General features: G+C 65.8%; 25 protein-coding genes. 13 read left to right on the top strand and 12 right to left on the bottom strand.

The window, feature by feature from the left end; genetic code table 11:
- Positions 1-9 precede the first annotated feature (9 nt).
- The 6 genes from EYF70_RS07075 to EYF70_RS07050 form a co-directional block, all read right to left on the bottom strand.
- Positions 10-837, bottom strand: a complete 828-nt coding sequence (locus EYF70_RS07075; RefSeq protein ID WP_131144781.1) for an ABC transporter ATP-binding protein — start codon at positions 835-837, stop codon at positions 10-12.
- Positions 834-1862: an aromatic ring-hydroxylating dioxygenase subunit alpha gene (locus tag EYF70_RS07070; RefSeq protein ID WP_131144780.1), complete on the bottom strand. Its 1029-nt coding sequence runs from the start codon at positions 1860-1862 to the stop codon at positions 834-836. The genes EYF70_RS07075 and EYF70_RS07070 overlap by 4 nt, the downstream gene beginning before the upstream one ends.
- Positions 1863-2008: 146 nt before the next feature.
- Positions 2009-2938 (bottom strand): ABC transporter substrate-binding protein, encoded by a 930-nt coding sequence (locus tag EYF70_RS07065; RefSeq protein WP_229420887.1) that lies wholly within the window; start codon positions 2936-2938, stop codon positions 2009-2011.
- 612 nt (positions 2939-3550) lie between these two features.
- Positions 3551-4801, bottom strand: a complete 1251-nt coding sequence (locus tag EYF70_RS07060) for a DEAD/DEAH box helicase (protein WP_131144778.1) — start codon at positions 4799-4801, stop codon at positions 3551-3553.
- A 117-nt stretch (positions 4802-4918) separates the two neighbouring features.
- Entirely contained in the window at positions 4919-5308 is a 390-nt protein-coding gene (locus EYF70_RS07055) for a VOC family protein (protein ID WP_131144777.1), read from the bottom strand.
- A 97-nt stretch (positions 5309-5405) separates the two neighbouring features.
- Positions 5406-5834, bottom strand: coding sequence for a hypothetical protein (locus EYF70_RS07050; RefSeq protein WP_131144776.1), 429 nt, complete (start codon positions 5832-5834; stop codon positions 5406-5408).
- 80 nt (positions 5835-5914) lie between these two features.
- Between EYF70_RS07050 and EYF70_RS07045 the strand changes: the two genes are divergently transcribed.
- The 5 genes from EYF70_RS07045 to EYF70_RS07025 all read left to right on the top strand — a co-directional run bounded on the left by EYF70_RS07045 (position 5915) and on the right by EYF70_RS07025 (position 10495).
- Positions 5915-6328 carry a MerR family transcriptional regulator gene (locus EYF70_RS07045; protein WP_131144775.1) on the top strand — a complete coding sequence of 138 codons (414 nt, stop codon included), beginning with the start codon at positions 5915-5917 and terminating at the stop codon, positions 6326-6328.
- A gap of 8 nt (positions 6329-6336) precedes the next feature.
- Positions 6337-7041, top strand: coding sequence for a Mut7-C RNAse domain-containing protein (locus EYF70_RS07040; RefSeq protein ID WP_131144774.1), 705 nt, complete (start codon positions 6337-6339; stop codon positions 7039-7041).
- A 139-nt stretch (positions 7042-7180) separates the two neighbouring features.
- Positions 7181-8419 (top strand): succinyldiaminopimelate transaminase, encoded by a 1239-nt coding sequence (gene dapC / locus EYF70_RS07035; protein ID WP_131144773.1) that lies wholly within the window; start codon positions 7181-7183, stop codon positions 8417-8419.
- Positions 8416-9243: a 2,3,4,5-tetrahydropyridine-2,6-dicarboxylate N-succinyltransferase gene (dapD, locus tag EYF70_RS07030; RefSeq protein ID WP_131144772.1), complete on the top strand. Its 828-nt coding sequence runs from the start codon at positions 8416-8418 to the stop codon at positions 9241-9243. The genes dapC and dapD overlap by 4 nt, the downstream gene beginning before the upstream one ends.
- Positions 9244-9358: 115 nt before the next feature.
- Positions 9359-10495, top strand: a complete 1137-nt coding sequence (locus EYF70_RS07025; RefSeq protein WP_131148937.1) for a PilT/PilU family type 4a pilus ATPase — start codon at positions 9359-9361, stop codon at positions 10493-10495.
- On the opposite strand, the gene EYF70_RS07020 is transcribed toward EYF70_RS07025, so the two are convergent.
- Positions 10479-11528, bottom strand: coding sequence for an HAF repeat-containing PEP-CTERM protein (locus EYF70_RS07020; RefSeq protein ID WP_131144771.1), 1050 nt, complete (start codon positions 11526-11528; stop codon positions 10479-10481). The two genes, EYF70_RS07025 and EYF70_RS07020, sit on opposite strands and share 17 nt — an antisense overlap.
- A 110-nt stretch (positions 11529-11638) precedes the next feature.
- Entirely contained in the window at positions 11639-12697 is a 1059-nt protein-coding gene (locus tag EYF70_RS07015) for an HAF repeat-containing PEP-CTERM protein (protein ID WP_131144770.1), read from the bottom strand.
- Between the two features lie 218 nt (positions 12698-12915).
- Between EYF70_RS07015 and EYF70_RS07010 the strand changes: the two genes are divergently transcribed.
- The 4 genes from EYF70_RS07010 (at position 12916) to EYF70_RS06995 (ending at position 17432) form a co-directional block, all read left to right on the top strand.
- Positions 12916-13266 (top strand): ArsC family reductase, encoded by a 351-nt coding sequence (locus EYF70_RS07010; RefSeq protein ID WP_131144769.1) that lies wholly within the window; start codon positions 12916-12918, stop codon positions 13264-13266.
- Positions 13267-13272: 6 nt separating this feature from the next.
- Entirely contained in the window at positions 13273-14406 is a 1134-nt protein-coding gene (dapE, locus tag EYF70_RS07005) for a succinyl-diaminopimelate desuccinylase (protein WP_131144768.1), read from the top strand.
- 39 nt (positions 14407-14445) lie between these two features.
- Complete coding sequence (gene prmB, locus EYF70_RS07000; RefSeq protein ID WP_131144767.1) at positions 14446-15330, top strand: 50S ribosomal protein L3 N(5)-glutamine methyltransferase; 885 nt, start codon at positions 14446-14448, stop codon at positions 15328-15330.
- 101 nt (positions 15331-15431) lie between these two features.
- Complete coding sequence (locus EYF70_RS06995; RefSeq protein ID WP_131144766.1) at positions 15432-17432, top strand: ATP-binding cassette domain-containing protein; 2001 nt, start codon at positions 15432-15434, stop codon at positions 17430-17432.
- Between the two features lie 70 nt (positions 17433-17502).
- Here EYF70_RS06995 and EYF70_RS06990 read toward each other — a convergent pair whose 3' ends face one another.
- The 4 genes from EYF70_RS06990 to EYF70_RS06975 form a co-directional block, all read right to left on the bottom strand.
- Positions 17503-18060 carry a chemotaxis protein CheW gene (locus EYF70_RS06990; RefSeq protein ID WP_131144765.1) on the bottom strand — a complete coding sequence of 186 codons (558 nt, stop codon included), beginning with the start codon at positions 18058-18060 and terminating at the stop codon, positions 17503-17505.
- 156 nt (positions 18061-18216) lie between these two features.
- A complete protein-coding gene (locus tag EYF70_RS06985) occupies positions 18217-20091 on the bottom strand; it encodes a flagellar assembly protein A (RefSeq protein WP_131144764.1) in 1875 nt (624 codons plus the stop codon).
- Between the two features lie 269 nt (positions 20092-20360).
- The gene (locus EYF70_RS06980) at positions 20361-21314 is read right to left on the bottom strand and encodes an IS1595 family transposase (protein ID WP_229420732.1); all 954 of its coding nucleotides are present in this window, start codon (positions 21312-21314) and stop codon (positions 20361-20363) included.
- Between the two features lie 152 nt (positions 21315-21466).
- Complete coding sequence (locus tag EYF70_RS06975) at positions 21467-21847, bottom strand: hypothetical protein (RefSeq protein WP_229420731.1); 381 nt, start codon at positions 21845-21847, stop codon at positions 21467-21469.
- A gap of 265 nt (positions 21848-22112) precedes the next feature.
- Between EYF70_RS06975 and ompR the strand changes: the two genes are divergently transcribed.
- The 4 genes from ompR (at position 22113) to EYF70_RS06955 (ending at position 25289) form a co-directional block, all read left to right on the top strand.
- Positions 22113-22814: an osmolarity response regulator transcription factor OmpR gene (ompR, locus tag EYF70_RS06970; protein WP_229418989.1), complete on the top strand. Its 702-nt coding sequence runs from the start codon at positions 22113-22115 to the stop codon at positions 22812-22814.
- A gap of 13 nt (positions 22815-22827) precedes the next feature.
- Positions 22828-24180: an ATP-binding protein gene (locus EYF70_RS06965; protein ID WP_131144762.1), complete on the top strand. Its 1353-nt coding sequence runs from the start codon at positions 22828-22830 to the stop codon at positions 24178-24180.
- A 190-nt stretch (positions 24181-24370) separates the two neighbouring features.
- Entirely contained in the window at positions 24371-24856 is a 486-nt protein-coding gene (locus tag EYF70_RS06960) for a VOC family protein (protein WP_218943757.1), read from the top strand.
- Between the two features lie 10 nt (positions 24857-24866).
- Positions 24867-25289, top strand: a complete 423-nt coding sequence (locus EYF70_RS06955) for a YciI family protein (RefSeq protein WP_131144761.1) — start codon at positions 24867-24869, stop codon at positions 25287-25289.
- Positions 25290-25293 lie beyond the last annotated feature (4 nt).

Below are 25293 nucleotides of genomic sequence, written 5' to 3'. Positions count from 1 at the left end.
GGTTCTCCCTCAGTGGTGGCCATTCGCCTCGACCAGCAGGTCGGACAGCTGCTTGCAGTACGCCATGAATTGCGGCGAGATGCGAAACTCGTCATCGCGCACGCGTGGCCCGTCGATCGGCACGTCGGCGATCACCCGGCCGGGCCGCGCCGCCATCACCACCACGCGCGACGACAGGTAGACCGCCTCGTAGATGCTGTGTGTGACGAACACCACCGTCAGGTCGCGCCGCGCCCACAGTTCACGCAGGTCGGCATCGAGCCGGTTGCGGGTGAATTCGTCCAGGGCGCCGAACGGCTCGTCCATCAGCAGCAGGTTCGGCTCGGTGGCCAGCGCCCGCGCGATCGACGCGCGCATCTGCATGCCGCCCGACAGTTCGCGCGGGTAGACGTGGCCGAACTTCGCCAGTCCCACCAGGTCCAGCGCCTGTTCCACGCGCGGCGCCGCCTGGTCGCGCGGCACGCCCTTCAGGTCGAGCGGCAGCCGCACATTGTCGGCCACCTTCGCCCATGGCATCAGCGTGGCTTCCTGGAACACCATCGCCAGCGTTCGGTCCGGCGTGTCGACGGTGGCCATGCCCTCGCCCCACCAGCGCACATGGCCGGCCGACGGGCTTTCCAGCCCGGCGAACATCTTCAGCAGCGTGCTCTTGCCACAGCCGGATGGCCCCAGCAGCGACACGAACTCGCCGCGCCCGATGCGCAGCTTCACCGGGTCCAGCGCGCGGGTGCCGTTCGGGTAGGTTTTTTCCACGCCATTCGCGTACAGCACCGCCGGCTCGGGGGAGACCGCGGGCGCGGCCGGCGCCAGCAAAGGATCGTCGTCGCGTTTCATCATGCCTCCGGCGGGTTGTGCACTTCGCTTTCGCCATGCCGGCTCAAGAGGTCCATCAGCATGCGGCGCATCATCAGGCCCGGCTTGTCGGACTCCATGTGGAATTCGACGCGGCGGCGCGTGTCGACGCAGGCATCGGGATCGGTGGCTTCCAGGATGTCGCGGTCTTCCGACGTGATCGGACGGTCCCAGTCGATCAGTTCCTGCGTCGAGCAGGCTTCCTCGCTGTCGTTGCGGTACAGCCATTGCACCAGCATCAGCCTGCCGTCGTCGATCGGCGTGGCGCAGTTGTAGATGATGTGATGGATGCTTGACGCCGGGTACACGCAGCCGAAGCGCCGCGAGAACGGCATGTACCAGCGGTTGGTCAGGTGCCGCTCGGTGACCGGCTCGGTGGTGCCGGTGATGCGGAAGCTCGCCTCCGGATTGCGCACCGGCACGTGGGTCTCCGCTTCGAAACCCCAGTCGTTCGGCCGGAACTCGTATTTCGCCGGCACCGGATTGTCGATCATGCCGAAGTTCGCCTTGTGCACGAAGCTGAAGTGCGAATTGTCGAAGGAGTTTTCCATCACGCGCAGCGGCGACGTCTTCCATTCTTCGTAGAACTGCAGGATGCGCCGGTAGCCCGGCGCGCCCTCTTCCGGAAAGTACGGGATCGGCTGCAGCGGGTCTTCCAGCGCCACCCATACATAGCCATAGCGCTCGTCGCAGTGGTAGGCCGTGACGCGCGCGCCGGCCGGAATGCCGGTGTCGGGGCTTTGCGGGATGCGCACGCAGGTACCCGAGCAGTCATAGGTCCAGCCGTGGTAGCCGCAGACGATGTTGCCGTTCTCGACGAAGCCTTTCGACAGCTTCGCGGTGCGGTGGCAGCAGCGGTCGCGCAGCGCGGCCGGCTTGCCGTCCTTACCCTTCCATACGACGATGTTCTCGCCCAGCAGCGTAAATGGCTGCGGGCCGGCGTCCAGCGCGGACATCGGCATCAGCGCGTACCAGAATTTACGCAAGACTTTTTGTTGGGTGACGAGCATGGTTGACTCCTGTTACAAGGGTGGGCCGGCGTGCCGGAATGGTCGCCTTCGCCCGGGCATGGTCGAATGACATGCGGTATTGCGGTATTGCGGTATTGCGGTATTGCGGTATTGCGTTATTGCGTTATTGCGGTGGCTGGCGCGATTCAGGGCAGCACTTTCAAATCCCTGACGAACTGCGTGGTGTAGGCCTGTTTCCAGTCGGTTTCCTTCTTCAGCAGGCCGGCCGACACCATGAAGTCGTAGGTGCGCCGCCAGCGCGCATCGGTCATCGTGCCGATGCCCTGCGTGGCGGCGTCGCCGCCGGTCACGAAGGCGTACTCCTTCAGCTTGCCCACCGCATAGGCCAGCTGGTCGTCCTTCATGTTCGGGTTTTCCTGCTTGATCAGCGCATTGGCCGGCGCCGGGTTGGCCAGGTAGCTCTTCCAGCCTTCCATCGAGGCGCGCACGAAGCGGGCGACCAGCTCCGGCTTTTCCCTGACCAGCTTCTGCATGGCGACCACGGTGGTGCCGTAGGGCGGGTAGCCGTCGTTGGCGAACAGGTAGAAATTGGTCTTCGCGCCGGCCTTGGCGGCCTGGAACAGCTCGGACGACGGGTAGGCCTGCTGGGCGAAATCGGGATCGGCCAGGAACGGCTGCAGGTTGAACGTGTACGGCCGCCCCTGCGCCTCGGTCAGGCCGTATTTCGCCTTCAGCCACGGCCACCAGGTGGTGCGGCCGGACGTCGACACCAGCACCGTCTTGCCGTTCTTCAGGCCGGCCAGTCCCTTCACGTCGGTGTGCGTCATCATGCCTTGCGCATCGGTCTGGAAGCTGGCCGCGACAGTGGTGGCGGGAATGCCCTGCTCCACGCTTTTCAGTACCTGCAGGTCGTAGCCCATGAAGAAGTCGGCCTGGCCGCTGGCCAGCAGCTGCATGCCGTTCACCTGCGGGCCACCCATCCGGATGGTCACATCGAGGCCGCGCTTGCGGTAGATGCCCTCGGCTACGGCCTGATAGAAGCCGCCATGTTCGGCCTGGGCATACCAGGAGGTGAGGAAGGTGACCTTGTCGGCTGCGGCGGCATTGCCGGCCATGGCGCCGAATGCGGTGACGAGGCAGAACGCCAGCGCTGCGCGGCGCGCCGGTTGCCGGACTGGGATGGATTTCATGGGCACTCTCTGGGGTTGGAAAGGCGGAAGGACGCAATGCGGAACGCAGCCGGTCGCCTGCCGGAAGAAGGGCATGCGCGGCAATGCATTGCGGGGAGATGAAACCGGGAGGAATGCCGCGTGGCCGCGGCGGATCATGCCAAGGGGGCTGGCGAAAATGGGACTGGCGAAAAACGGGCTGGCGAAAATCGGGCTGACAAAACGGTGCGGCATGGCGTTCTCTCTTGAGGTCTGTAAAAAACCAGATGCACGTCCCGTCGGGGACGTGTCCACAAGAGCAATGCCCCATGTTTTCCGCCGGCGACATTGCGTCGCTGGAAAACACTAGCCGCTTCTACTCATACAGCAGGTAATGCAAACGCCGTGCCAGCGCGCCGTGCCAGTGTTTCAGGGCTGGCTGGCTGCCGGCCGGGCGATCCGGGCGCCAGCGGCGCACCATCGTGGAGCACGAGGGCGCCAGTGGAGCACCAGCGCGGATGAAGCGCGTCCTTATTGTGCAACTTGTTGTGCAGCTTGCCGTGCAGCCTCTTTCCCAGCCTACGACTGCTTGGCGGTGGCTTCGCGCAGCTTGTCCTTCTTGCTCTTGCGCTTGCCCTTGACGCCGCCGTTCGGGTCGCCGGCCAGCGACGTGGCGGCTGCCGCGACGGCCTCCTCCGAGGGTTCGAAGCCGGCGATGCGCTCGCGCGGCACGCGCTTGCCCTGGCGCTTCTCGATCAGCCGGAAGTGCGCCTCGGCGTCCGGCGTGATGAAGCTGACGGCCGTGCCGCTGGCGCCGGCGCGGCCGGTGCGGCCGATGCGGTGCGTGTAGTCGGCCGCGGCGCGCGGCAGGTCGTAGTTGACCACCACCGGCAGCTGCGCGATGTCGATGCCGCGCGCCGCCACGTCGGTGGCGACCAGCACCGTCATGCGGCCGGCCTTGAAGTCGGCCAGCACTTCGCTGCGCGCGCCCTGGCTGAAGTCGCCGTGGAAGGTTTCCGCCGCGATGCCGTTGCGGCGCAGCTTGTCGGCCACGTGCTCGGAGGCGTACTTGGTGGCGACGAATACCAGCACCTGCCGCCAGCCGTGTTCCTTGAGCAGGTGCCTGAGCAGCTGCAGGCGGCGCGGCCCATCCACTTCGATGGCGCGCTGGGCGATGTCCGGCTCGTGCGCCGCCTCGTTGTCCACCTGGGCGCGTTCGGGATCGTGCAGCAGCGACGTGGCGAGCGACTGCACGGCGGACGGGAAGGTGGCGGAGAAGAACAGGTTCTGGCGCTTCGCCGGCAGCAGCGCGAGGATTTCCGCGATCTCGTCGGCAAAGCCCATGTCGAGCAGCTTGTCCGCCTCGTCCAGCACCAGCGTGGCGACGCCGTCGAGCTTGACCGCGTTATGGCGTGCCAGGTCGAGCAGGCGGCCCGGCGTGGCGACGATGATGTCGGTACCGCCGCGCAGCGCCATCATCTGCGGATTGATCGACACGCCGCCGAACGCGATCGATACCTTGATGGTCGATGGCAGGTGCTGCACCAGCGCGCGGATCGCGTCGCCCACCTGGGCGGCCAGTTCGCGCGTGGGCACCAGCACCAGGCCATGCACGCCGCGGCGCGTGCCATGCCGCGCCAGCAGCGCATGCAGCATCGGCAACGCGAACGCCGCAGTCTTGCCGGAACCGGTCTGCGCCGCGCCCAGCACATCCCTCCCTTTCAGCGCGGCGGGAATGGCGGCCGACTGGATGGCGGTCGGGGTGTCGTAGCCGATGGCGGCCACGGCATCGAGCAGGGCGGGCGCGAGGCCCAGGGAAGCGAAGGACATGGAGAGACAGGCAGGTGGATGAGCGCGCAGTATAAAGCACGCGGCCGGCCGGCCCGCCGCGCGGCGATCCGGTGGCCGGTTTTTCGTTTTCGCTTTTTCGCTTATTCGCTTTTTCGCTTACATGCCCACGTCGCCGTACGGGCCGGCGATGACGACCACGTAGCCATCCAGGTCGCGCAGCCAGATCTCGCGGTGCTGCGCGTTGCGGTTTTCCTTCGGGCCTTCCAGCACCGCGGCCCTGGCGTCGGCGGCGCGGTCGACGGCATCGTCGAAATCGTCGGTCCAGAACCACAGCAGCACGCCGTTGCCGTACGGCCGGCATTCGGGGTCGCCGATGTGCGCGTGGTGATGCGCATCCCAGCGGTGCAGCTGCAGGATCATGCGGCCGTCGAACGTCAGTTGTTCATACTCGCCGCCGCCGTGGGCACTCTTGCAGCCCAGTACGGCCTGGTACCAGCGGCTGGACGCCGCCACGTCGGCGACGGCGATCAGGGGTTGCGCTTGCATGGACACCTCCCGTGAAGTTGAGGCCACAGCATAGCACCGGGCAGCCCGGCCGCGCGGCCCGTTTCGCGGGCCGCGGACCTGTGCATCAGTCCTGCCCCTACGCGTGCCGCGCCGCTGGTACGTGCCGCACCTTCGCCACATCGCGCACCGGCAGCCACTGCACGATGCCCCACGCCAGCTCGGGCACGATGAACAGCCACAGCATGGGCATGCCGGTCTGCGCCAGCGTCCAGGCCATCCACAGGCTGAAGCCGAAACGGCCGATGCCGTCGTAGCGGCCGAAACGTGGCTGCGGGTCGCCGATGCGCAGGATGGACCACAACAGCACCACGGTGCCCATCAGGCAGCCGAACAGCACGTGCACGGGGGCGAAGGCGGGCAATGGCGCGCCGCCCAGTGCCGTGTTGATGGCGGAAAGGTGCCCGTGCACCACGGCGAATGTCCATGGCGTGGCGAACGGTGCGGTGACGAGCAGGTCGTAGATGCCGCTGGCGCGGACGATGCGTGAATATGTCGCGGTGTGCATGAGGGCTCCTCGAAGATGGTCACCCGATGCTAAAGGCTGGAGTACACTCCAGGGTCAAGCATTTTCCGCATGGAGGGCTGGTGAAGATAGGCGACATCGCGCAGGCGACCGGCATCAGCCGGGATACGCTGCGCTTCTATGAAAAACGCGGTCTCCTGACGGCGCGCCGCAGCGGCAACGGCTACCGCGACTACCCGCCCGAGGCGGTGCAATGGCTGACCTATATCCGCACCGCGCAGTCGCTCGGCTTCACGCTGGCCGAGATCGAAGCCGACCTGCCGCTGCTGGCCGACCCGGGCGGCTCGCCGGAAGCGATCCGCGCCGCAATGCGTACCAAGCTGGGGGAAATCGACCGGCGCATCGAGGGCCTGGCAGCCTTGCGCGCGGACCTGGCCGCGCGGCTCGATGACGCGGGCGACTGCCCCCTGCGGCCCGCGGCCGGCGCGGCGACGATGAACGACGCAGTGGTCCCCCGGCCGGGCACCGGTTCCTGACGGCGGCCATGGTCACCGCTACCTTCCGCTTCGACGCCGCCCTGGACTTTTTCCTGCCGCGCGGCCAGCACGGGCAAGCGGTCGTCACGCCATGCGCGCGCGCCGCCACGGTCAAGCACATGGTCGAAGCACTGGGCGTGCCGCACACGGAGGTGGGCGAGGTGCGCGTCAACGGCCACCCTGCCCCGCTCGACCTGCTGCTGGAGGATGGCGACGACGTCGTGGTGCCGCCGGCACCGCCGATGGACCTGGCGCCGGCCGAGGCACGCTTCGTGGCCGACGCTCACCTGGGCGGGCTGGCCCGGCTGCTGCGCATGGCCGGCTTCGACACGCTGTACGACAACGATATCGACGACGCCGAGGTGGAAGCCTTCGCGGAACACGGCGGGCGCATCGCGCTGACCCGCGACCGGGAACTGCTGAAGCGCCGCGGCGTACTGCGCGGCGCCTACGTGCGGGCGCTGAAGCCGGAACAGCAGTTGCGCGAAGTAATGGCGCGCTTCGGCTTGCGCGAGGCGATGCGCCCGTTTTCGCTGTGCCTGGCCTGCAACGTGCCGCTGCGGCCGCGCGCGAAGAGCGACGTGCTGGACCGGCTGCCGCCCTCGGTGCGGGACAGCCAGGACACATTCCTCGGCTGCCCGCGCTGCGGCGGCGTGTTCTGGCAAGGCTCGCACTGGCGGCGCATGCGCGCGCTGCTGGACGGCGTGCGGTGACGGACAGGGGCCGGGCCCCGCCGCGCCGGCAGCGGGCGCGCCGGCCACACGCGGGCTATAATGGCCGGCTGACCGTTCATGCATCACCAGAAAACACGCGCAGCCGTGCGCCTTCCTGAGACCCGACGTGAATCCCGACGTGAATCCATTACTCGACAAGCTGCACCCGTATCCGTTTGAAAAACTGCGCCAGCTGTTCAGCGGCGTGACGCCCGATCCTGCCTGGCGCGCCATCAGCCTGGGCATCGGCGAGCCGAAGCACCCGACACCGCAGTTCATCTGCCAGGCGCTGGCCGACAACCTGTCCGGCCTGGCCGTGTATCCCGCCACCGCCGGCTCGGATGCCCTGCGCGGCACGATCGCCGCGTGGCTGGAGCACCGCTATGGCCTGCCGCCGCTGAACCCGGCAACGCAGGTGCTGCCGGTGAACGGTTCGCGCGAAGCCCTGTTCGCATTCGCGCAGGCGGTGATCGATCCCGCCGCGGACGCCGGCCACAAGGCGCTGGTGGTGTGCCCGAACCCGTTCTACCAGATCTACGAAGGCGCGGCGTTCCTGGCTGGCGCCGAGCCGTACTTCGTGAATTCGGACCCGGCGCGCAATTTCGGCTGCGACTACGACAGCGTGCCGGCGGAAGTGTGGCAGCGCGTGCAGTTGCTGTACCTGTGCTCGCCCGGCAACCCGACCGGCGCCGTGCTGTCGCTGACGGACTGGGAAAACCTGTTCGCGCTGTCCGAACGCCATGATTTCATCATCGCCGCCGACGAGTGCTATTCCGAGATCTACCATGGCGACGAGCCGCCGCTGGGCGCGTTGCAGGCCGCCCACATGCTGGGCCTGTCCACGGTCGACAAGCCGTATGCGCGGCTGGTGGTGTTCTCCAGCCTGTCGAAACGTTCCAACGTGCCGGGCCTGCGCTCGGGCTTCGTGGCCGGCGACGCCGACGTACTGAAGAAATTCCTGCTGTACCGTACCTACCACGGCGGCGCCATGAGCCCGCCGGTGCAGGCCGCATCGATCGCGGCGTGGAACGACGAGTCCCACGTCGCGGAAAACCGCGCCCAATACCGCGCGAAGTTCGATGCCATCACGCCGCTGCTGGCCGAAGTGCTCGACGTGGCACTGCCGGACGCCGGCTTCTACCTGTGGGCCGACGTCAGCCGCACCGGCCTGTCGGACACCGAGTTCGCGCGTCGCCTGTACGCCGAATATAATGTCACGGTCCTGCCGGGCAGCTACCTGGCGCGCGAAGCCCACGGCAGCAATCCCGGCCGCAACCGCATCCGGATGGCGCTCGTGGCGGAAACGGCCGAAGGGCTGGAAGCCGCGCAGCGCATCGTCCGCTTCTGCAAATCCCTCTCTACTGAAGACGCATCATGACTCAACAACTCCAGCAAATCATCGAACAGGCATGGGATAACCGCGCCGAAATCAATCCGTCGAACGCCAGCGCCGAAGTGCGCGACGCGGTCAACCACGTGCTGGCCGGCCTGGACGACGGCAGCCTGCGCGTGGCGCAGAAGGATACCGGCACCTGGGTGGTGAACCAGTGGATCAAGAAGGCCGTGCTGCTGTCGTTCCGCCTCGAGAACAACGTGGTGCTGCCATCGGACGGCACCATGCAGTTCTACGACAAGGTACCGACCAAGTTCGCCAATTACACGCCGGAAGATTTCGCCAAGGGCGGCTTCCGCGTGGTGCCGCCGGCCGTGGCCCGCCGCGGTTCGTTCATCGGCAAGAACGTGGTGCTGATGCCTTCCTACGTGAATATCGGCGCCTACGTCGACGAAGGCGCGATGGTCGATACCTGGGCCACGGTCGGTTCGTGCGCGCAGATCGGCAAGAACGTGCACCTGTCCGGCGGCGTGGGCATCGGCGGCGTGCTGGAACCGATGCAGGCCAACCCGACGATCATCGAGGACAACTGCTTCATCGGCGCCCGTTCCGAGATCGTCGAAGGCGTGATCGTCGAAGAAAACTCGGTGATCTCGATGGGCGTGTACATCGGCCAGTCGACCAAGATCTACGACCGCGCCACCGGCGAAGTGAGCTACGGCCGCATCCCTTCCGGCTCCGTGGTGGTCTCCGGCTCGCTGCCGTCGGCCGACGGCAAGTACAGCCTGTACTGCGCGGTGATCGTCAAGCGCGTGGATGCGCAGACCCGCGCCAAGACCGGCATCAACGAGCTGCTGCGCGGGGTTTAAGTCTTTTCACCCAACGGCAAATACTGGGGTCAGACCCGCCGGGTCTGACCCCGGATCTTGCTTCTGGGGTTACTTCTGGCTGATCTGCCCATTGACCTTGAAGGTTCCCGCCATGATGGACCGCCTGTTCCAGCTGATGAAAGAGAAGAACGCGTCGGACATGTTCTTCGCGGTGAATTCGCCGGTGCACCTGAAGATCAACGGCAACCTCATTCCGGTCAACCAGCAGAAGCTGGAACCGGAAAACATCGATGCCCTGCTGGCGGAGGTCTGCACGCCGGCGCAACTGAAGGAACTGGCGCAGACCAATGAACTGAACATGGGTATCCCGGTCGCCAGCCTGGGGCGCTTCCGCCTGTCGGCCTTCCGGCAGCGGGGCACCATCTCCGCCGTGTTCCGCTACGTGCCGGCCACCATCCCGGCACTGGAAGAGCTGAGCCTGCCGCCCATCCTGGCCGAACTGATCATGGAAAAGCGCGGGCTGATGCTGGTGGTGGGCTCGACCGGTTCGGGCAAGTCGACCACGATCGCGGCGATGCTGGACCACCGCAACGAACTGCGTTCCGGCCATATCCTCACGCTGGAAGACCCGATCGAGTACCTTTTCAAGAACAAGAAGGCGATCGTCAACCAGCGCGAGATCGGCAGCGATGCCAGCGATTTCGGCACCGCGCTGCGCAACTCGATGCGCCAGGCGCCGGACTGCATCCTGATCGGCGAGATCCGCGACCGCGAAACGATGGCCGCGGCGCTGGCCTATGCGCAATCGGGCCACCTGGTGCTGGCAACGCTGCACGCCAACAACAGCTACAACGCGCTGAACCGCATCATCAGCTTCTATCCGATCGAGAACCGCCCTGCCCTGCTGCAGGACCTGGCGTCGACCATCCGCGCCATCGTGTCGCAGCGGCTGGTCCGCTCCAGCGGCGGCGGCACCCGCACGCCTGCCGTCGAAGTGATGGTCAACACGCGCTACGTGTCGGACCTGATCGAGAAAGGGGAAATCGGCCAGCTCAAGGAAGCGCTGGACCGCAGCCTGTCGCCCGGCTCGCAATCGTTCGAGCAGGCGCTGTACAAGCTGGTGAAGGATGGCCGCATCACGCAGGAAGAAGCGCTGGCCAACGCCGATTCGGCCACCAACCTGCTGTGGCTCCTGAACAATGGACCCGACAGCCGGCAGGCCGATGCCGAGGCGGAGCGCAAGGCGGCTCCGCCCGAGGCGTCGTTTACCGAATTTACGCTGAACGGCTGACGGCGCTGCCCTTGCGGCGGCGTGCCAGCGCGACGATGCCAAGACCTGCGGCGAGCATGCCGCAGGTGGCCGGTTCGGGCACGGGACTCAGCAACACATTGCCGCAGCCATGGCCCAGCTGCCAGTTGCATCCCCATGCGAGAACCTGGCCCGCGTCGTTGACGTCGACGGCAAACTCGATCCGCCAGCCGGGGCCCGCCAGTTCAGCCAAGGCATAGGAGGCTTCCGGCGTTGCCAGCATCGCTACCGTGCCGTCCCGGTTCCTGCCGAGCATGTATCCTTCCGCCATGCTGGAGACAATGGCGAAGTCGCCCGTGGGTCGCCAGGCAGAGCGCTCGATGATCATGCGCGGTACCAGATTGCCGGCCGCGTCCGTTTCCCAGCGGGTGCCGAGCAATTCGCCGTTCGGCCCGATGCCGTGGATGCCAGGACCATACAGCGTATCGAGATCGATCATCGTACCGCCGCTGTAAAGGAAGGTGTGCCATTCGCCCGCGGCGGTAAAGGAAGTACCCAGCACTTCGCCTGCCTCGCTGATGCCATGGGCCTCGCTTCTCGCGCCGCCCAGCGTGCCCAGATCCTGCATGCCGCCGTCGGGCGTGTACAGGAAGGCGCGCGCCTCACCCGCGGCATTCCAGGATGTACCGACCACGGCGCCCGCATTGTTGATGGCACTGGCACCGCTGCTCAGGCCGCCCAGCGTGCCGAGGTCGCGGGTTTTCCCGTCCGCATGCACGAACGCATGCGACCTTCCGTCAAGGTGGGTGGCATAACCCGTGACTACGCCGGCATCGTTCACGGCGGCGCCGTAGACATCCGGGCCGCCGAAGCCATCGATCGCCACGACGCCGGACCGGGTGGAAAGCGAACTGGTGTAATGGCCATCCACGTAGAGATTGTTCAGTACCGCGCCGTTGTTGTTGAGGTCAGTCGGGGCGTGTGCCGCCCCGAGAAATTCGGCCTTGTAGATCGGCGTTGCCGCGCCAGCCCACGCATGCGCGGCGAGCAACAATGCCAGACACAGTTTGTTCATCGTCGTCCTCGCAGTTCGTAAATGAAGAAATTCACCGTTACCGCACTGCCATCCTTGCCGGCCAGCCGGACGGAGCCAACGGCGCTCCGCCCGCGGCTTCTTTTCCGGAACTATGCCGACCGGCTGGCGGCGGCGCCTTTCCGGCGGCGCGCCAGGGCGACGACGCCCAGGCCGGCGGCCAGCATGCCATACGTGGCCGGTTCGGGCACGGGGCTCAGCAGGACGGTGGCACAGCTGCCGCTATCCCAGCTGCAGCCGTACGCGAGGATCTGCCCGCTGTCGTTGACACCATGGGCGTCGAGGAACGTCCATTGGCCTTCCGTGAAGCTATCGAGACTCCAGTAGCCGTCCGCCGTGGCCAGCATCGTGCCGGTGCCATAGTTGTTGGTACCGACCATATAGCCGTTCGACATGTCGCTCGGTATCGCCAGGTTGTAGTTCCATTCGCCAGCCGGGGACCAGGCGGAGTTGTACAGTTCCAGGCTCCACTGGTTGCGCGTCGAGTCGTACGAGGTGCCGTACAGTTCGCCGTTCGCTCCCAGGCCGGACAGGTTGCCGCCCCAGTCATGGATATCGGTCATGACGCCGTCCTTGTACAGGAACTTGTGCCATTCGCCGCTCTCGGTCTGCGCGCTGCCCAGGATTTCGCCGGTGTCGGCCACGTCGAGGATCCTGCTCTGTGCACCGCCCAGCGTGCCGATATCGCGCATGCCGCCATCAGCGGTGTAGATGAAGCCGCGGGTGCCGCCGCCGGCAACGTCCGAGGTGCCGACCACCAGCCCGGCATTGTTGACCGCCACCGCTGAGCTGTTCAGCCCGCCGAGCGTGCCGATGTCGCGCATGGTGCCGTTTGCATAGACGAAGGCATGGGTGGCAGTGTTGCCCGCCAGGGATGAACTTCCCACGACGGTGCCGGCGTCGTTCAGCTCGAAACCTTCCACCTTGGTGCCTCCGAGCGAGCCCAGGTGGACGGAACCGGTCGTGGTCATCAGCCATGCCTGGGAGGCGCCGCCCGTCTCCAGCCCCAGGAGAGCGACGCCACTGTTATTGATATCGGCTCCCCTTCCCGCCGGGCCGTCGACGAGTACATCGAGCCGGTATTTCGGTACTTCCGCCTGCGCCGCGATGGGCAGCATGGCAAACAGCATGGCGAGCAGCTTCCTGGTCATGTTCTTGTCCTCTGTCTGGGTAGTTTTTGATTACTGGATGCGGTTGCGATACCGCAGCCAGGAGACTAATACAAACCCAGTATCCATGCAATTTTGATAATAACTATCAAACAACAAGCAACACTCTCCTGCCCGGGGCTCGCCGGCGGCGCCCGCCGGAAGACGACCGGCTATAATGGCGGACTTCGTTTTGTCCTAGCCTTCGCGCTCCCCGGTTCATGATCACTCTCTACGGCATCCCCAACTGCGACACGGTGAAGAAAGCCCGCGTCTGGCTGGCCGACCAGCAACAGGATTTCACCTTCCACGATTTCAAGAAGCAGGGCCTCGATGCCGCCACCGTGCAGCACTGGCTGAAGCACGTGGACTGGGAAATCCTCGTCAACAAAAAAGGCACGACGTGGCGCGGCCTGCCGGACGAGCGCAAGGCCGCCGTGCTGGATGCGGCCAGCGCCACCGCGCTGATGCTGGAAAACCCGTCCGTGATCAAGCGCCCCGTGCTGCAAACCGCCACCACGTGCCACGTGGGATTCAAGCCGGAGCAGTATGCCGAGATCTTCAACCATTAAAACGCCATGACCGAATCCCGTACCCTCGCGCTGACTGAAAAACTGATCGGCCGCTCATCCGTCACCCCCGAGGACAAAGGCTGCCAGGAGCAGCTGATCGCCCTGCTCGAGCCGCTCGGTTTCCGTTGCGAGACGATCGTTTCCGGCGACGTGACGAACCTGTGGGCGCGCCGCGGCACCGAACAGCCGGTGTTCGTGTTCGCCGGCCACACCGACGTGGTGCCGACCGGCCCGGTCGAGCAATGGACGTCGGAACCGTTCTTCCCCACCATCCGCGACGGCAAGCTGTATGGCCGCGGCGCGGCGGACATGAAGACGTCGATCGCCGCGATGGTGGTGGCCTGCGAGGAATTCATCGCCGCCCATCCGGACCACAAGGGTTCGATCGCCTTCCTGCTGACCAGCGACGAGGAAGGTCCGGCCACCGACGGCACCGTCATCGTCTGCAACAAGCTCAAGGAGCGCGGCGAAGCGATCGACTACTGCGTGGTCGGCGAACCCACCTCCAGCGCGCAGCTGGGCGACATGATCAAGAACGGCCGCCGTGGTTCGATGTCCGGCTGCCTGACGATCAAGGGCATCCAGGGCCACATCGCCTATCCGCAACTGGCCAGGAACCCGATCCACCAGGCCGCGCCGGCGCTGGCCGACCTGGTGGCCGAGGTGTGGGACGAAGGCAACGAGTACTATCTGCCTACGTCGTGGCAGATGTCGAACGTGAAGGCCGGCACCGGCGCGAACAACGTGATCCCCGGCCAGATGGTGATCGACTTCAACTTCCGCTTCTCGACCGCCAGCACGGCCGAAGGCCTGCAGCAGCGGGTCCATGCGATCCTCGACCGGCACGGCCTCGAGTACGACCTGAAATGGACCATTTCCGGCTACCCGTTCCTGACGCCGCGCGGCACGCTGTCGACGGCGCTCTGCGAGGCGATCAGGAGCGAGACCGGCATCGAGACGGAACTGTCGACCACGGGCGGCACGTCCGACGGCCGCTTCATCGCGCAGATCTGCCCCCAGGTGATCGAATTCGGCCCGCCGAACGGCAGCATCCACAAGATCGACGAGCATGTCGAAGTGCGCTTCATCGATCCGCTGAAGAACATCTATCGCCGCACGCTTGAAAACCTGCTCACCTGACCTGCTCGCCCGAGCTCCGGCATAAAGGAAGAACCTACCATGACGACCATCTTTGCCACGCCGCGCGACCTGCTGCGCTACGCGACCACCCGCTTCAACACGGAAAAGCTGTTCTTCGGCCACGGCAGCGCCGAGGCCTTCGACGAGGCGGCCTACCTGCTCCTGCACACGCTCAAGCTGCCGCTGGACAAGCTCGATCCCTTCCTGGACGCGCGCCTGCTGCCGGAGGAAATCCAGCGCGTGCTGGACGTGATCGAACGCCGCGCCACCGAGCGCGTGCCGGCCGCCTACATCACCAACGAGGCGTGGCTGGGCACTTACCAGTTCTACGTGGACGAGCGCACCATCGTGCCGCGCTCCTACATCGCCGAACTGATCCCCGATTACTTCGCGCCTTGGGTCAACAACCCGGAAGGCGTGGCCAACGTGCTGGAATTGTGCACCGGCTCCGGCTGCCTGGCGATCATGATGGCCGACGCGTTCCCGGACGCCCAGGTCGATGCCGTCGACATTTCGCCGGATGCGCTGGAAGTGGCGCGCCGCAATGTCGAGACGTACCAGCTGGCGGACCGCGTGAACCTGATCCAGTCGGACCTGTATGCCAGCGTGCCGCTGAAAAAATACGACCTGATCGTCACCAACCCGCCCTACGTGAACTCCGGTTCGATGGCGCGGCTGCCGCAGGAATACCGCCACGAGCCGCAGATCGCGCTGGACGGCGGCGTCGACGGCATGGACCTGGTGCGCCGCATCGTGGCCGGCGCCGCCGAACGGCTCACGGACGACGGCTTGCTGATCGTCGAGATCGGCAACGAGAAGGCGTTCGCGGAAGCGGCCTTCGGCGACATGGGCCTGACATGGCTGACCACCAGCCAGGGCGATGACATGGTTTTCCTGCTGACCGCCGACCAGTTGAAGCTTTAATCGACTTCCGTACATGCGAACGATCCTGCCTGCCCCATGGGCGCAGGCCGGACACCGGGGTCTTCCCGACCACCGACCAATTGAAGCTTTGAAAATCTAGAATGATTCGTCTCGAACAAGTAAGCCTGATGCGCGGCGTGAAGCCGCTGCTGGAAAACGTCGACCTGACGCTGAACCCCGGCGACAAGATCGGCCTGATCGGCGCCAACGGCGCCGGCAAGTCCAGCCTGTTCGCGATGCTGCGCAACGAGCTGCATCCGGACCAGGGCAACATCGATTTCCCCGCCAGGTGGCGCATGGCCTACGTGGCGCAGGAAACGCCGCCGCTGCAGCGCAACGCGCTCGACTACGCGATCGATGGCGACGTCAACCTGCGCAAGCTGCAGGCCGAGCTGGAGCGGCTGGAAGCGCTGCCCGACTCCGCCGAGCAGGGCCTGGAGCTGGGCAATGTGCACGTGGCGCTGGCCGATGCGGATGCCTACACGGTGCAGTCGCGCGGCGAACAGCTGCTGCTGGGCCTGGGCTTCACGCTGGACCAGATGCAGCAGCCGGTGGCCAGCTTCTCCGGCGGCTGGCGCATGCGCCTGAACCTGGCCCAGGCGCTGATGTGCCCTTCCGACCTGCTGCTGCTCGATGAACCGACCAACCACCTGGACCTGGATGCCATCATCTGGCTCGAGGACTGGCTGAAGCGCTATGCCGGCACGCTGATCATCATTTCGCACGACCGCGATTTCCTCGACGAGATCGTCAACGTGATCGTGCATATCGACGACCGCAAGCTGAAGCGCTACTCCGGCAATTACTCCAGTTTCGAGCGCCAGCGCGCCGCGCAGATGGTGCTGATGGCGGGCACCGCCGAGAAGCAGGCGCGCAAGAAGGCCCACCTGGAATCGTTCATCGAGCGCTTCAAGGCCAAGGCATCGAAGGCAAGGCAGGCACAGAGCCGCATGAAGGCGCTGGCCAAGATGGAAGAGCTGGCGCCGCTGCGCGCCGCCGCCGAGTTCTCGTTTGAATTCCGCGAGCCGCTGTCCGCGCCGAATCCGCTGCTGGTGCTGGAAGACGTGGATGCCGGCTACCGCAGCGAGGATCCGGCCACCTACGAGGTCAAGGAAAAGACCATCGTCCACGGCATCAACTTCAGCCTGCAGACGGGCCAGCGCATCGGCCTGCTCGGCGTGAACGGCGCCGGCAAGTCGACGCTGATCAAGACCGTTGCGGGCGAGCTGGCGCCGCTGGCCGGCACCGCGACCACGGGCAAGGGGCTGATCATCGGCTACTTCGCCCAGCACCAGGTGGAGATGCTGCGGCACGATGAGTCGCCGCTGTGGCACCTGGCAAAGATCGCGCCGACGGTGCGCGAACAGGAGCTGCGCAACTTCCTGGGCGGCTTCAATTTCCCGGGCACCATGGTGACCAGCCCGATCGCGCCGTTCTCCGGTGGCGAGAAGGCGCGCCTGGCGCTGGCGCTGATCGTGTGGCAGCGCCCGAACCTGCTGCTGCTCGATGAACCAACCAACCACCTGGACCTGGAAACGCGCGAAGCGCTGACGGAAGCGCTGGCCCAGTTCGAAGGCACGCTGGTGGTGGTATCGCACGACCGCCACTTGCTGCGGGCGACGACCGACCAGTTCATCATCGTGGCCGACGGCATGCTGCAGCCGTTCGACGGCGACCTGGACGACTACAAGGACTGGCTGTTCAAGACCAAGCTGGGCAAGGGCACCGACGTGCTGCCGGCCGCCGGCAAGGAACACAAGACGGCTTATCCCTCCACGTCGCCGGTGGCGCCGCCACCGGCCGCGCCGGCCGTCGACAAGCGCGAGCAGAAGCGCCTGGAAGCGGAACAGCGCCAGCGCCTGGCCGCGCAACGCAAGCCGATCGAGAACAAGATCAAGCGGCTGGAAGAACAGATCGCCAAGCGCAATGGGCAGAAGGCGGAAGTCGATGCGCAGTTGCAGGATCCGGCGATCTACGAGGCGGCCAACAAGCCGAAGCTGAAGACGCTGCTGGCGGACCAGGCGTTCTATGCGAAAGACCTGGCGCAGCTGGAAGAAGAGTGGCTGGGCTTGCAGGAACAGCTCGAAGCGCTGGCCGCCTGACCGCACCGCGCGGCCCGCGTGGCATGAGAAAAGCGCCGCCCTCGGGCGGCGCTTATTTTCACCGCCCCCGTCACGCGGCGGCGTCCAGCCTGTCGTCGCTGGCGCGGCGGATGGCCATCAGCTTGTCGATGTCGACGACGATCAGCCGGCGCTGGCCGGCGTGGGCGATTCCCAGCAGGTAATCGACATTCAGGCTGGCTTGCGCATCCAGGTTCGGAATCGGCCGGATATCGCCGCTGGCCAGGGTGACGAGGTCGGTCACGCCGTCGGTCACCATGCCCATCACGCAGGTGGACAGCTTCAGGATGATCACGTCGGTGCGCGGATCGTGCACCGGCGGCCGCGGGGCGAAGGCGATGCGCATGTCGACGATCGGCATGATGACGCCGCGCGAGACAGCCACGCCGCTGATGATTTCACCGTCCGCCGCGAAGCGCTCCAGTGCCCGCAACGGCCGCAGCTCCTGCACGTTGCGGTAGTCCAGTGCGTATTCCAGTCCACCGAGGCGGAAAGTCAGGTACTGCCGCGCCTCGGCATCGCCTTGCGCGCCGCCATCCTGCTTCGGCGCTTCGCGGCCCTTCAGCGCTTGCGGCGCCTTGTCCGCCGCCGTTATGTGTTGGGGTTGCATGGTAATCCTTTCATCCGTCTTGCGGTAAATTCAGGCAAGTTCCATGCTAAGGTCGCCTCGAGTGACCGCGTTGAGAACGCTCAATGTTTCCTGTTAGGATTATTCGCAACGGGGCTCCTGCTTGTCTCATGGCGTCGATGATTATTGCGTCGATCATTACTGCGCCGATGATGACTGCACCGACGACCACTCGATCGGCCCCTCGGCCGCGTGCAGCACCGGCGCATGGTTCCAGGGCGCCGCCCTCAGTCGTTCCTTGATGTCCTTCGGCGCCAGCTCATAGGGCGGCCCGGCGTCCGGGTGGTACAGCATGGTGCGCAGGACCGTGTCGCCATCGACGCGCTTGACCTTGCACGAGGCCGGGATGGCGATCTCGCTGCGGCGCCGGCGTGCCGTTTCCAGCTGCTCCTGGAATGCGTCGTGCCGGGCGCGTGCGGCGTTGCTGGCTCGCAACAGCTGGGCAAGCTCGGTCAGCGCCGGCTCGACCTGTCCGGCCATCTTCTTGTACAGCGCCTGCTGGGCGGCGGTGAGCGTGACCTGCTTCGCGCGCACGTGGGCGGACAGCGCCAGGTAGCTGCGCACTTCCTGCCGGACGGCGATGGCGTCGGACGCGGCGCGGTGCGCGCTGGCCTGCGCCGCGCAGTCGCTGGCGCGGGCCGCCAGATCGGCGATGGCCTCGTCGTAGCGCCGCGTATCGGGCACCAGCGCGAACAGCAGCATCTCGCTGCCCTTGCGGGGTCCGGCGCCGGAAAGCGTCATGTTGCGGCCGGCCACCGCGCAACCGCTGGCGCTGCCGATCGCCACTTCGTCGGCAAGGATCTCGCAATTGGCCGCCTCGCCGATGGTGACCCTGGCCGCGGTGATCACGCAGTTCTGCGCCTTGCGCACCGTGATCTCGCCGCCCTTCGCCTGCAGGACCGCGTTCGACGCCGTGCCGCCGACACGGATCGCGCCGGCGGCATTGACGATGGTGCCACCCATCAGGTTGCGCTTGAGGTGCACGGTGCCGCCACGCGATGCGATGCGGCCGAACACGTCGCCGTGGATCGTGATGCTGCCGCCTTCGACGACGCGGTTTTCCTGCACCTCGCCGAATTCCTCGTAGTCGCCGCTCAGTTGCAGGTTGCCGGTGGTGCGCACGCTGACGCCGTCGCGGCTGATGATCTTCTGCCCGATCGACAGGCGACCGCTCTTCGTGTCGACATTGATGAAACCTTCGACGGCGGACACCAGGTAGTCGTGGCCGTCGGCGTGCTCGATCACGGTGCCGTCGCCAGCCACGCGGGTCAGTTCGAGATCCTTGCCGGGGGCCGCTTCCACCGGCACGCCGGTCAGCTTGAAGCCGCGCGTTCCCATGGTGCGCGGTTCCTTGCGCAGCAGCCGCACCTGCGCCTTCACCTGCGGAAAGCGGTTCTGGAAGGTGTGCAGGTCGAGGCGGCCGTTGCCCAGGTCGCGCGGTGCGTTGGAGCGGTGCAGGTGTTCCGATACCTCGACGAAGGCCGCATCGCGCCCCGGCACCGGGTCGAGGGGCCGCGCCACCACGCGGCGCCCGGGCCTTGCGGCGGAGATCCCTTCCCGCACGGCGCCGGCATCGATGCCGAAACGGATACCCTTGACCCACATGTCGGCCACGAATTCGTCGAAGACCAGGGTGGCCGGCCGCGGTTCGCCTTCGCCGGTATCGATGAACACGGGTTCGAAGAGGTAGTCGGCGGCACCGGCGGCATACTTGACGGCCTTGTAGAGCGCCCGGCGGGCCGGCGGAAACGGCACGATGGCGTCGGCGACCCGCACCAGCGGCTGGCCCTGCAGCGCGGCCGGCAGCTGGGGCCCGGCCCCGTACAGCATGCGCAGGAACGTGCCGTAGTCCAGCCCCACCAGGCAGGCGCCGGACAGGAACACGTCGCCGGCCGCCGCCTGCAGGACCGGTGGCGGCACATCGGTGCGCATCCACACGCCATCGTCGCGCTGGACGATGGGCGCTTCCTCTTCGCCGGCTGGCAAGCCGGTCAGTTCCGTGCTGTTTTCCACTGGCATCCCCATATTGCGCAACGTCAATAAATGCAAATGGGTAATTTATAAGGTCTGCCGAGGACCGATTTGATCGGGCGCAAGGCCGGGCGCCGGGTGTGTCGGAAAAGCCTTACCGGGAACTGTCTTGATGGCTGCGCCGCGGGGTAAAGGACAGGCAACAGGCACGGAAAGAAACACCAAATGCAAAAGGCGCTGTTCGCGTTGAATAGCCTTGCCGGCGGTCACGAAACTTTTTTGCATGCCGAGCGCGACAGGAGCCGACGACCCTAGGCTGGCACCACGGCAACGCGCAACCATTGCCGCGGTGCCGTCAGCTCGGCGGCATCGAGCACACGTAGCCAGCCGGTGTAACTGGCCAGGTAGCGGCTCGCCACGCCATTGAACCGGCGCAGCCAGGTCTTGAAGCGGCTATGCCATCCGTTGACGCCCTGGATATGGACTGCACCGCGCGCTCGGATTCCGGCACGCACATTGATTGCTTCGTGCGTGATGCCGGCCTGCTTCGCGAAAGCCTGGTACGCCTTGGCGGCATCGGTGACGAGCAGGACATCGGGCGCCAGCACGGGCTTCAGGTGTTGCATCAACTGGCCGGCGCTGACCGGGCCGCGGCCGGTCACGAAGTCACACGTTTGCCGGTTGCGGTCACGAGCCACGAGGATGCAGTCCAGCTCGTTGCTGATGCCGCGCCGGCTGGCCTTGCCGCCCCGTTTACGGGGCGGCCGATCCAGGTGTCGTGAACCCTTCTGTGATTCCAGATGGTAGGTTTCATCGGCCTCGACGATGCCAGACAGCTGCGGACGGGGCGCCCGGAGCAAGGCGGCGATGAAACGGTGGCGCCATCGAAAGCTGGTCGACTTGGCTACCGCCACGCGGCTGGCCGCTGAACGCACGGGTGTCGACTCGATCAGGCATTGCAGGTATTGCAGCCACTTGTCGCGCAGGCGCAGACGGGCCAGCGGTGTACCGGTCAACGCATTGAAGCTGCGCCGGCACGCCACGCACCGATAGCGCTGCAAGCCACTGACCTGTCCGCAGCGGTGGGACCGCTGGCATCCGCAATGGGGACATGGCGGCCTCCCGGCGGCTTCCTCGATCAGGCGATGGCATTGGCCTGGCTGCGAGACGCTGGCCAGGAAGCGCTGCAACAACGTGATCTGATCTTCTGAAAGCTGTTGCTGCATCAACGCTTCGATCAGTACTCGCACATCCGCCGTGCCCATGTCGCCTCCTGATATACATGAAGTATCTCAACAGGAAGTCAGACCGTGATTCCGGCGGGAAGTTCCCCTAATTACCGCGCACAGCGCCATGCAAAACGGGCCGCTCATCTGCATGAGCGGCCCGTTGGGAGGGGATCCGGCGTACCGGCGGGTCAGCGCTTCGGCGTGTTGGAATACACTTCCATGCCGGCTTCATTGATCTGGCGACGCAGGTCGCGGCGTTCGTCGGCTGTCATGCGGCTCATGCGGCGCGACATTTCCGCGTTGTTGGCGCTTTCCTGCATCAGACGGCGCTGCTCTTCGGCGCGCGCCTCGAACGAGCGCGATTCAAGGGAGCGCGATTCGGCGTTGCCCCAGCGGGGTTCGCGGCGCTGCTGTTGCTGGGCCTGGTCGTCGCGCCGTGGCGGTCCATCGTTCGGACCGGCATGGACAATGGATGGCAACACGCCACAGACCGCGAACACGAGGGACGCGATCGCGGCGCGCGCGCACTGCGCGCTTGCCCTGCTCCGATCGTGTGCCTGCTTGCTCATGCGAATATCCTCGTTCGTGTCTGGTAACCTGTACCCGATGGACGAAGTGTATGCCCCTTTACCCCCAGGCATAAGGGTGATTGGGTAAAGTTTGTAACACTTTGTAATGGGTACTGCCGTGCGCGCCGCCCAGCGCGTTAAGACGTTACCATAGCGACATGCTTCTGACAATTCCGACAGCAATATGACCACATCGACCGACACCGGCAACAACGGCACCCCCTCCTCCACCAGCACTTCCCATGGCGGCCACCAGGCCAAGATCATGGTCGTGGACGACGACGTCCGCCTGCGCGACCTGCTGCGCCGCTACCTGACCGAACAGGGTTTCAATGTGTTTACCGCGGAAAACGCCACCGCGATGAACAAGCTGTGGCTGCGCGAGCGCTACGACCTGCTGGTACTGGACCTGATGCTGCCGGGAGAGGATGGCCTGTCGATCTGCCGCCGCCTGCGCGGCGCCGGCGACCAGACGCCGATCATCATGCTGACCGCCAAGGGCGAGGACGTGGACCGTATCGTCGGCCTGGAAATGGGCGCCGACGACTACCTGCCGAAGCCGTTCAACCCGCGCGAACTGGTGGCCCGCATCGGCGCGGTGCTGCGCCGCAAGGCCCCCGACGAAATCCCCGGCGCGCCATCGGAAACCCCGCAGACTTTCGAGTTCGGCCAGTTCGTGCTGGACCTGGGCACCCGCACCCTGAAGAAGAATGGCGAAACGGTGCCGCTGACCACCGGCGAATTCTCGGTCCTGAAAGTATTTGCCCGCCATGCGCGCCAGCCGCTGTCGCGCGAGAAGCTGATGGAACTGGCGCGCGGCCGCGAATACGAAGTCTTCGACCGTTCGCTGGACGTGCAGATCTCGCGCCTGCGCAAGCTGATCGAGCCGGACCCTTCCAGCCCGCTGTACATCCAGACCGTGTGGGGCCTGGGCTACGTGTTCATCCCGGAGGGACAGCCGCGCTGATGCGTGCCGTTCGATGAAGTTCCGACCTTTAAGTCTGGCCCGCCTGAAGAGCGGGCTGTTCTGGCGTACCTTCCTGCTGCTCGGCGTGCTGACGACGCTGTCGATGGCGTCGTGGACCGGCATGATCAGCTGGGTCCAGCGCGGGCCGCAGGCGCAGCAGCTGGCCGCCCAGGTGATCTCGGTGGTCACCATCACGCGTGCCGCGCTGACCCACTCCGCCCCCGAATTGCGCACCGAACTGCTGTTCGAACTCGTGTCGAACGAAGGCATCCGCGTCTTCCTGCTGGAAGAAAACGACGAAGTCGACCCACCGCCGGACATCGCGCTGATGCCGGACATCGAACGGCTCGTCAAGGCCAAGCTGGGCAAGAGCACCCGCTTCTCGGCGCGCGTGAACGGCATGCGCGGCTTCTGGGTCAGTTTCAATATCGGCGAAGACGCCTACTGGCTGATGCTCGAGCGCGAACGCATTCCCTGGCTGACGGGGATCCAGTGGCTCGGCTGGGCGGCTGTCGTCTCCCTCGTGTCGCTGCTGGGCGCGGCGGCCATTTCCAGCCTCGTCAATGCGCCGCTGCGCCGGCTCACGGCGGCGTTCCGCGCCATCGCGCAGGGCCGCCATCCGGAGCCGCTGCCGGAAAAAGGGCCGCAGGAAATCCGGCAGGCCAACCGCAGCTTCAACCAGATGGTGGACGACCTGCAGCAGGTGGAATCGGACCGCGCCGTGATCCTGGCCGGCATCTCGCACGACCTGCGCACGCCGCTCACGCGCATGCAGCTGGAAGTGGAGATGGCGGACCTGGCGCCGGATGCCCGCGATGGCATGAAGTCCGACCTGGCGCAGATGGACGCGATCATCGCCCAGTTCCTCGATTACGCGAAACCGACCGAATCGTCCACCTTCGTGCCGATCGACGTGACGGCCATGCTGGAGGAAGTGGCGCATGAAGTCTCCCGCCTGCCGGACGTGAAGGTCACCACCGACATCTCGTGCGCCGCCCAGATCAGGGGCAACATCACCGACCTGAAGCGGGTGTTCCATAACCTGATCGAGAATGCCCGTCGCTACGGCAAGACGCCCGGCACCGACCTTGCCGAGATCGATATCCGCTGCACCATCAAGGGCATGCACACGGCCCGGCGGGTGGTGATCGACGTGCAGGACCATGGCGTGGGCGTGCCGGAAGAGCGGATGGCCGAGTTGCTGAAACCGTTCACCCGGCTCGACGAAGCGCGCAGCCAGGCCAACGGCGCCGGCCTCGGCCTGGCCATCGTCGAGCGCGTGCTGCAACGGCATGGCGCGGAACTACAGCTGAGCAATCGGGACGGCGGCGGGCTGTCGATCCAGATCAGCATGGAAGCGGCCTAGGCGCCTGCGCGCAGGCTACTGACAGCACCTGTCAGTGGCCTGCGCCATCATGGCGGCCGCACGTGCCCACGCGCGGCCGGCCGGCGCCACGAAAAAAAATTCAGCAGCTTGTCGATCTGGCGTTTCGCCGTCCGTCGTGGGAGTATGGGAACGCGGTTCGTGTTCCTTAACCACCATCGAGGAGATAGCCATGAACGAAGCTCAAAAAATCCCTGCCGACATGCCCAGCGTGACGCCGCACCTGGTCTGCCGCGGCGCCGCCGACGCGATCGAGTTCTACAAGAAAGCCTTCGGCGCCATCGAACTGGTGCGCATGCCGGTGCCCGATGGCGGCGGCAAGCTGATGCATGCAATGATCCGGATCGGCGATTCGCCGGTAATGCTGGTCGACGAGTTTCCCGACTGGAACAGCATTGGCCCGCAGGACTTGCCCAACTCCCCCGTCACGCTGCATTACAACGTCGCCGATGTCGATGCCGCGTTCCGGCGCGCGGTCGAAGCGGGCGGCAAGGCCGTGATGGAACCGCAGGACATGTTCTGGGGCGACCGCTACGGCGTGCTGCGCGACCCGTTCGGCCACAACTGGTCGCTGGCCACGCATATCCGCGACGTCAGTCCCGAAGAGGCGCTGGAAGCGTCGAAGACGGCCATGCCCTGCCCCGAAGTCGCCCAGTAAGGAGAGCGCCATGCGATTCATGATCATCGTGAAAGCGTCCGCCGCCAGCGAAGCGGGCAAGATGCCCTCCACCGAACTGCTCGAAGCGATGGGCAAATACAACGAGGAGCTCGTCAATGCCGGTGTGATGCTGGCCGGCGAGGGCCTGCATCCCAGCTCGAAGGGCGTGCGCATCCGCTACCACGGCAAGGAGCGCACCGTGATCGACGGCCCCTTCGCCGAAACCAAGGAGCTGGTTGCGGGATTCTGGCTGATTCAGGTAAAGTCGCGCGAAGAGGCGATCGAGTGGCTCAAGCGCGCGCCGATGGAAGACGGCGATGAAGTCGAGATCCGCCAGGTCTTCGAGGCGGAGGATTTCGGCGCCGAATTCACGCCGGAACTGCGCGAACAGGAGGACCTGCTGCGCGAGCGCCTGGCGGCAGATCCGGCCTGATTTT

This window comes from Pseudoduganella albidiflava, assembly GCF_004322755.1.
Taxonomy (GTDB): domain Bacteria; phylum Pseudomonadota; class Gammaproteobacteria; order Burkholderiales; family Burkholderiaceae_D; genus Rugamonas; species Rugamonas albidiflava.
Note: the sequence above shows the minus strand (reverse complement) of the source record. Positions and strands in the feature narration are given on the sequence as shown.

What these genes read in the sequence shown, in the direction of transcription:
- EYF70_RS06960 (WP_218943757.1), top strand. Translation starts at nt 24,371, where the DNA reads ATGAACGAAGCTCAAAAAATCCCTGCCGACATGCCCAGCGTGACGCCG.
- EYF70_RS06980 (WP_229420732.1), bottom strand. Translation starts at nt 21,314, where the DNA reads ATGGGCACGGCGGATGTGCGAGTACTGATCGAAGCGTTGATGCAGCAA.
- EYF70_RS07075 (WP_131144781.1), bottom strand. Translation starts at nt 837, where the DNA reads ATGATGAAACGCGACGACGATCCTTTGCTGGCGCCGGCCGCGCCCGCG.
- EYF70_RS07010 (WP_131144769.1), top strand. Translation starts at nt 12,916, where the DNA reads ATGATCACTCTCTACGGCATCCCCAACTGCGACACGGTGAAGAAAGCC.
- prmB (WP_131144767.1), top strand. Translation starts at nt 14,446, where the DNA reads ATGACGACCATCTTTGCCACGCCGCGCGACCTGCTGCGCTACGCGACC.
- EYF70_RS06990 (WP_131144765.1), bottom strand. Translation starts at nt 18,060, where the DNA reads ATGCAACCCCAACACATAACGGCGGCGGACAAGGCGCCGCAAGCGCTG.
- EYF70_RS07070 (WP_131144780.1), bottom strand. Translation starts at nt 1,862, where the DNA reads ATGCTCGTCACCCAACAAAAAGTCTTGCGTAAATTCTGGTACGCGCTG.
- EYF70_RS06965 (WP_131144762.1), top strand. Translation starts at nt 22,828, where the DNA reads ATGAAGTTCCGACCTTTAAGTCTGGCCCGCCTGAAGAGCGGGCTGTTC.
- dapD (WP_131144772.1), top strand. Translation starts at nt 8,416, where the DNA reads ATGACTCAACAACTCCAGCAAATCATCGAACAGGCATGGGATAACCGC.
- EYF70_RS07060 (WP_131144778.1), bottom strand. Translation starts at nt 4,801, where the DNA reads ATGTCCTTCGCTTCCCTGGGCCTCGCGCCCGCCCTGCTCGATGCCGTG.
- EYF70_RS06995 (WP_131144766.1), top strand. Translation starts at nt 15,432, where the DNA reads ATGATTCGTCTCGAACAAGTAAGCCTGATGCGCGGCGTGAAGCCGCTG.
- dapE (WP_131144768.1), top strand. Translation starts at nt 13,273, where the DNA reads ATGACCGAATCCCGTACCCTCGCGCTGACTGAAAAACTGATCGGCCGC.
- EYF70_RS06955 (WP_131144761.1), top strand. Translation starts at nt 24,867, where the DNA reads ATGCGATTCATGATCATCGTGAAAGCGTCCGCCGCCAGCGAAGCGGGC.
- EYF70_RS07055 (WP_131144777.1), bottom strand. Translation starts at nt 5,308, where the DNA reads ATGCAAGCGCAACCCCTGATCGCCGTCGCCGACGTGGCGGCGTCCAGC.
- EYF70_RS07025 (WP_131148937.1), top strand. Translation starts at nt 9,359, where the DNA reads ATGGACCGCCTGTTCCAGCTGATGAAAGAGAAGAACGCGTCGGACATG.
- EYF70_RS07065 (WP_229420887.1), bottom strand. Translation starts at nt 2,938, where the DNA reads ATGGCCGGCAATGCCGCCGCAGCCGACAAGGTCACCTTCCTCACCTCC.
- EYF70_RS07040 (WP_131144774.1), top strand. Translation starts at nt 6,337, where the DNA reads ATGGTCACCGCTACCTTCCGCTTCGACGCCGCCCTGGACTTTTTCCTG.
- EYF70_RS06975 (WP_229420731.1), bottom strand. Translation starts at nt 21,847, where the DNA reads ATGAGCAAGCAGGCACACGATCGGAGCAGGGCAAGCGCGCAGTGCGCG.
- EYF70_RS07020 (WP_131144771.1), bottom strand. Translation starts at nt 11,528, where the DNA reads ATGAACAAACTGTGTCTGGCATTGTTGCTCGCCGCGCATGCGTGGGCT.
- ompR (WP_229418989.1), top strand. Translation starts at nt 22,113, where the DNA reads ATGGTCGTGGACGACGACGTCCGCCTGCGCGACCTGCTGCGCCGCTAC.
- EYF70_RS07050 (WP_131144776.1), bottom strand. Translation starts at nt 5,834, where the DNA reads ATGCACACCGCGACATATTCACGCATCGTCCGCGCCAGCGGCATCTAC.
- EYF70_RS07015 (WP_131144770.1), bottom strand. Translation starts at nt 12,697, where the DNA reads ATGACCAGGAAGCTGCTCGCCATGCTGTTTGCCATGCTGCCCATCGCG.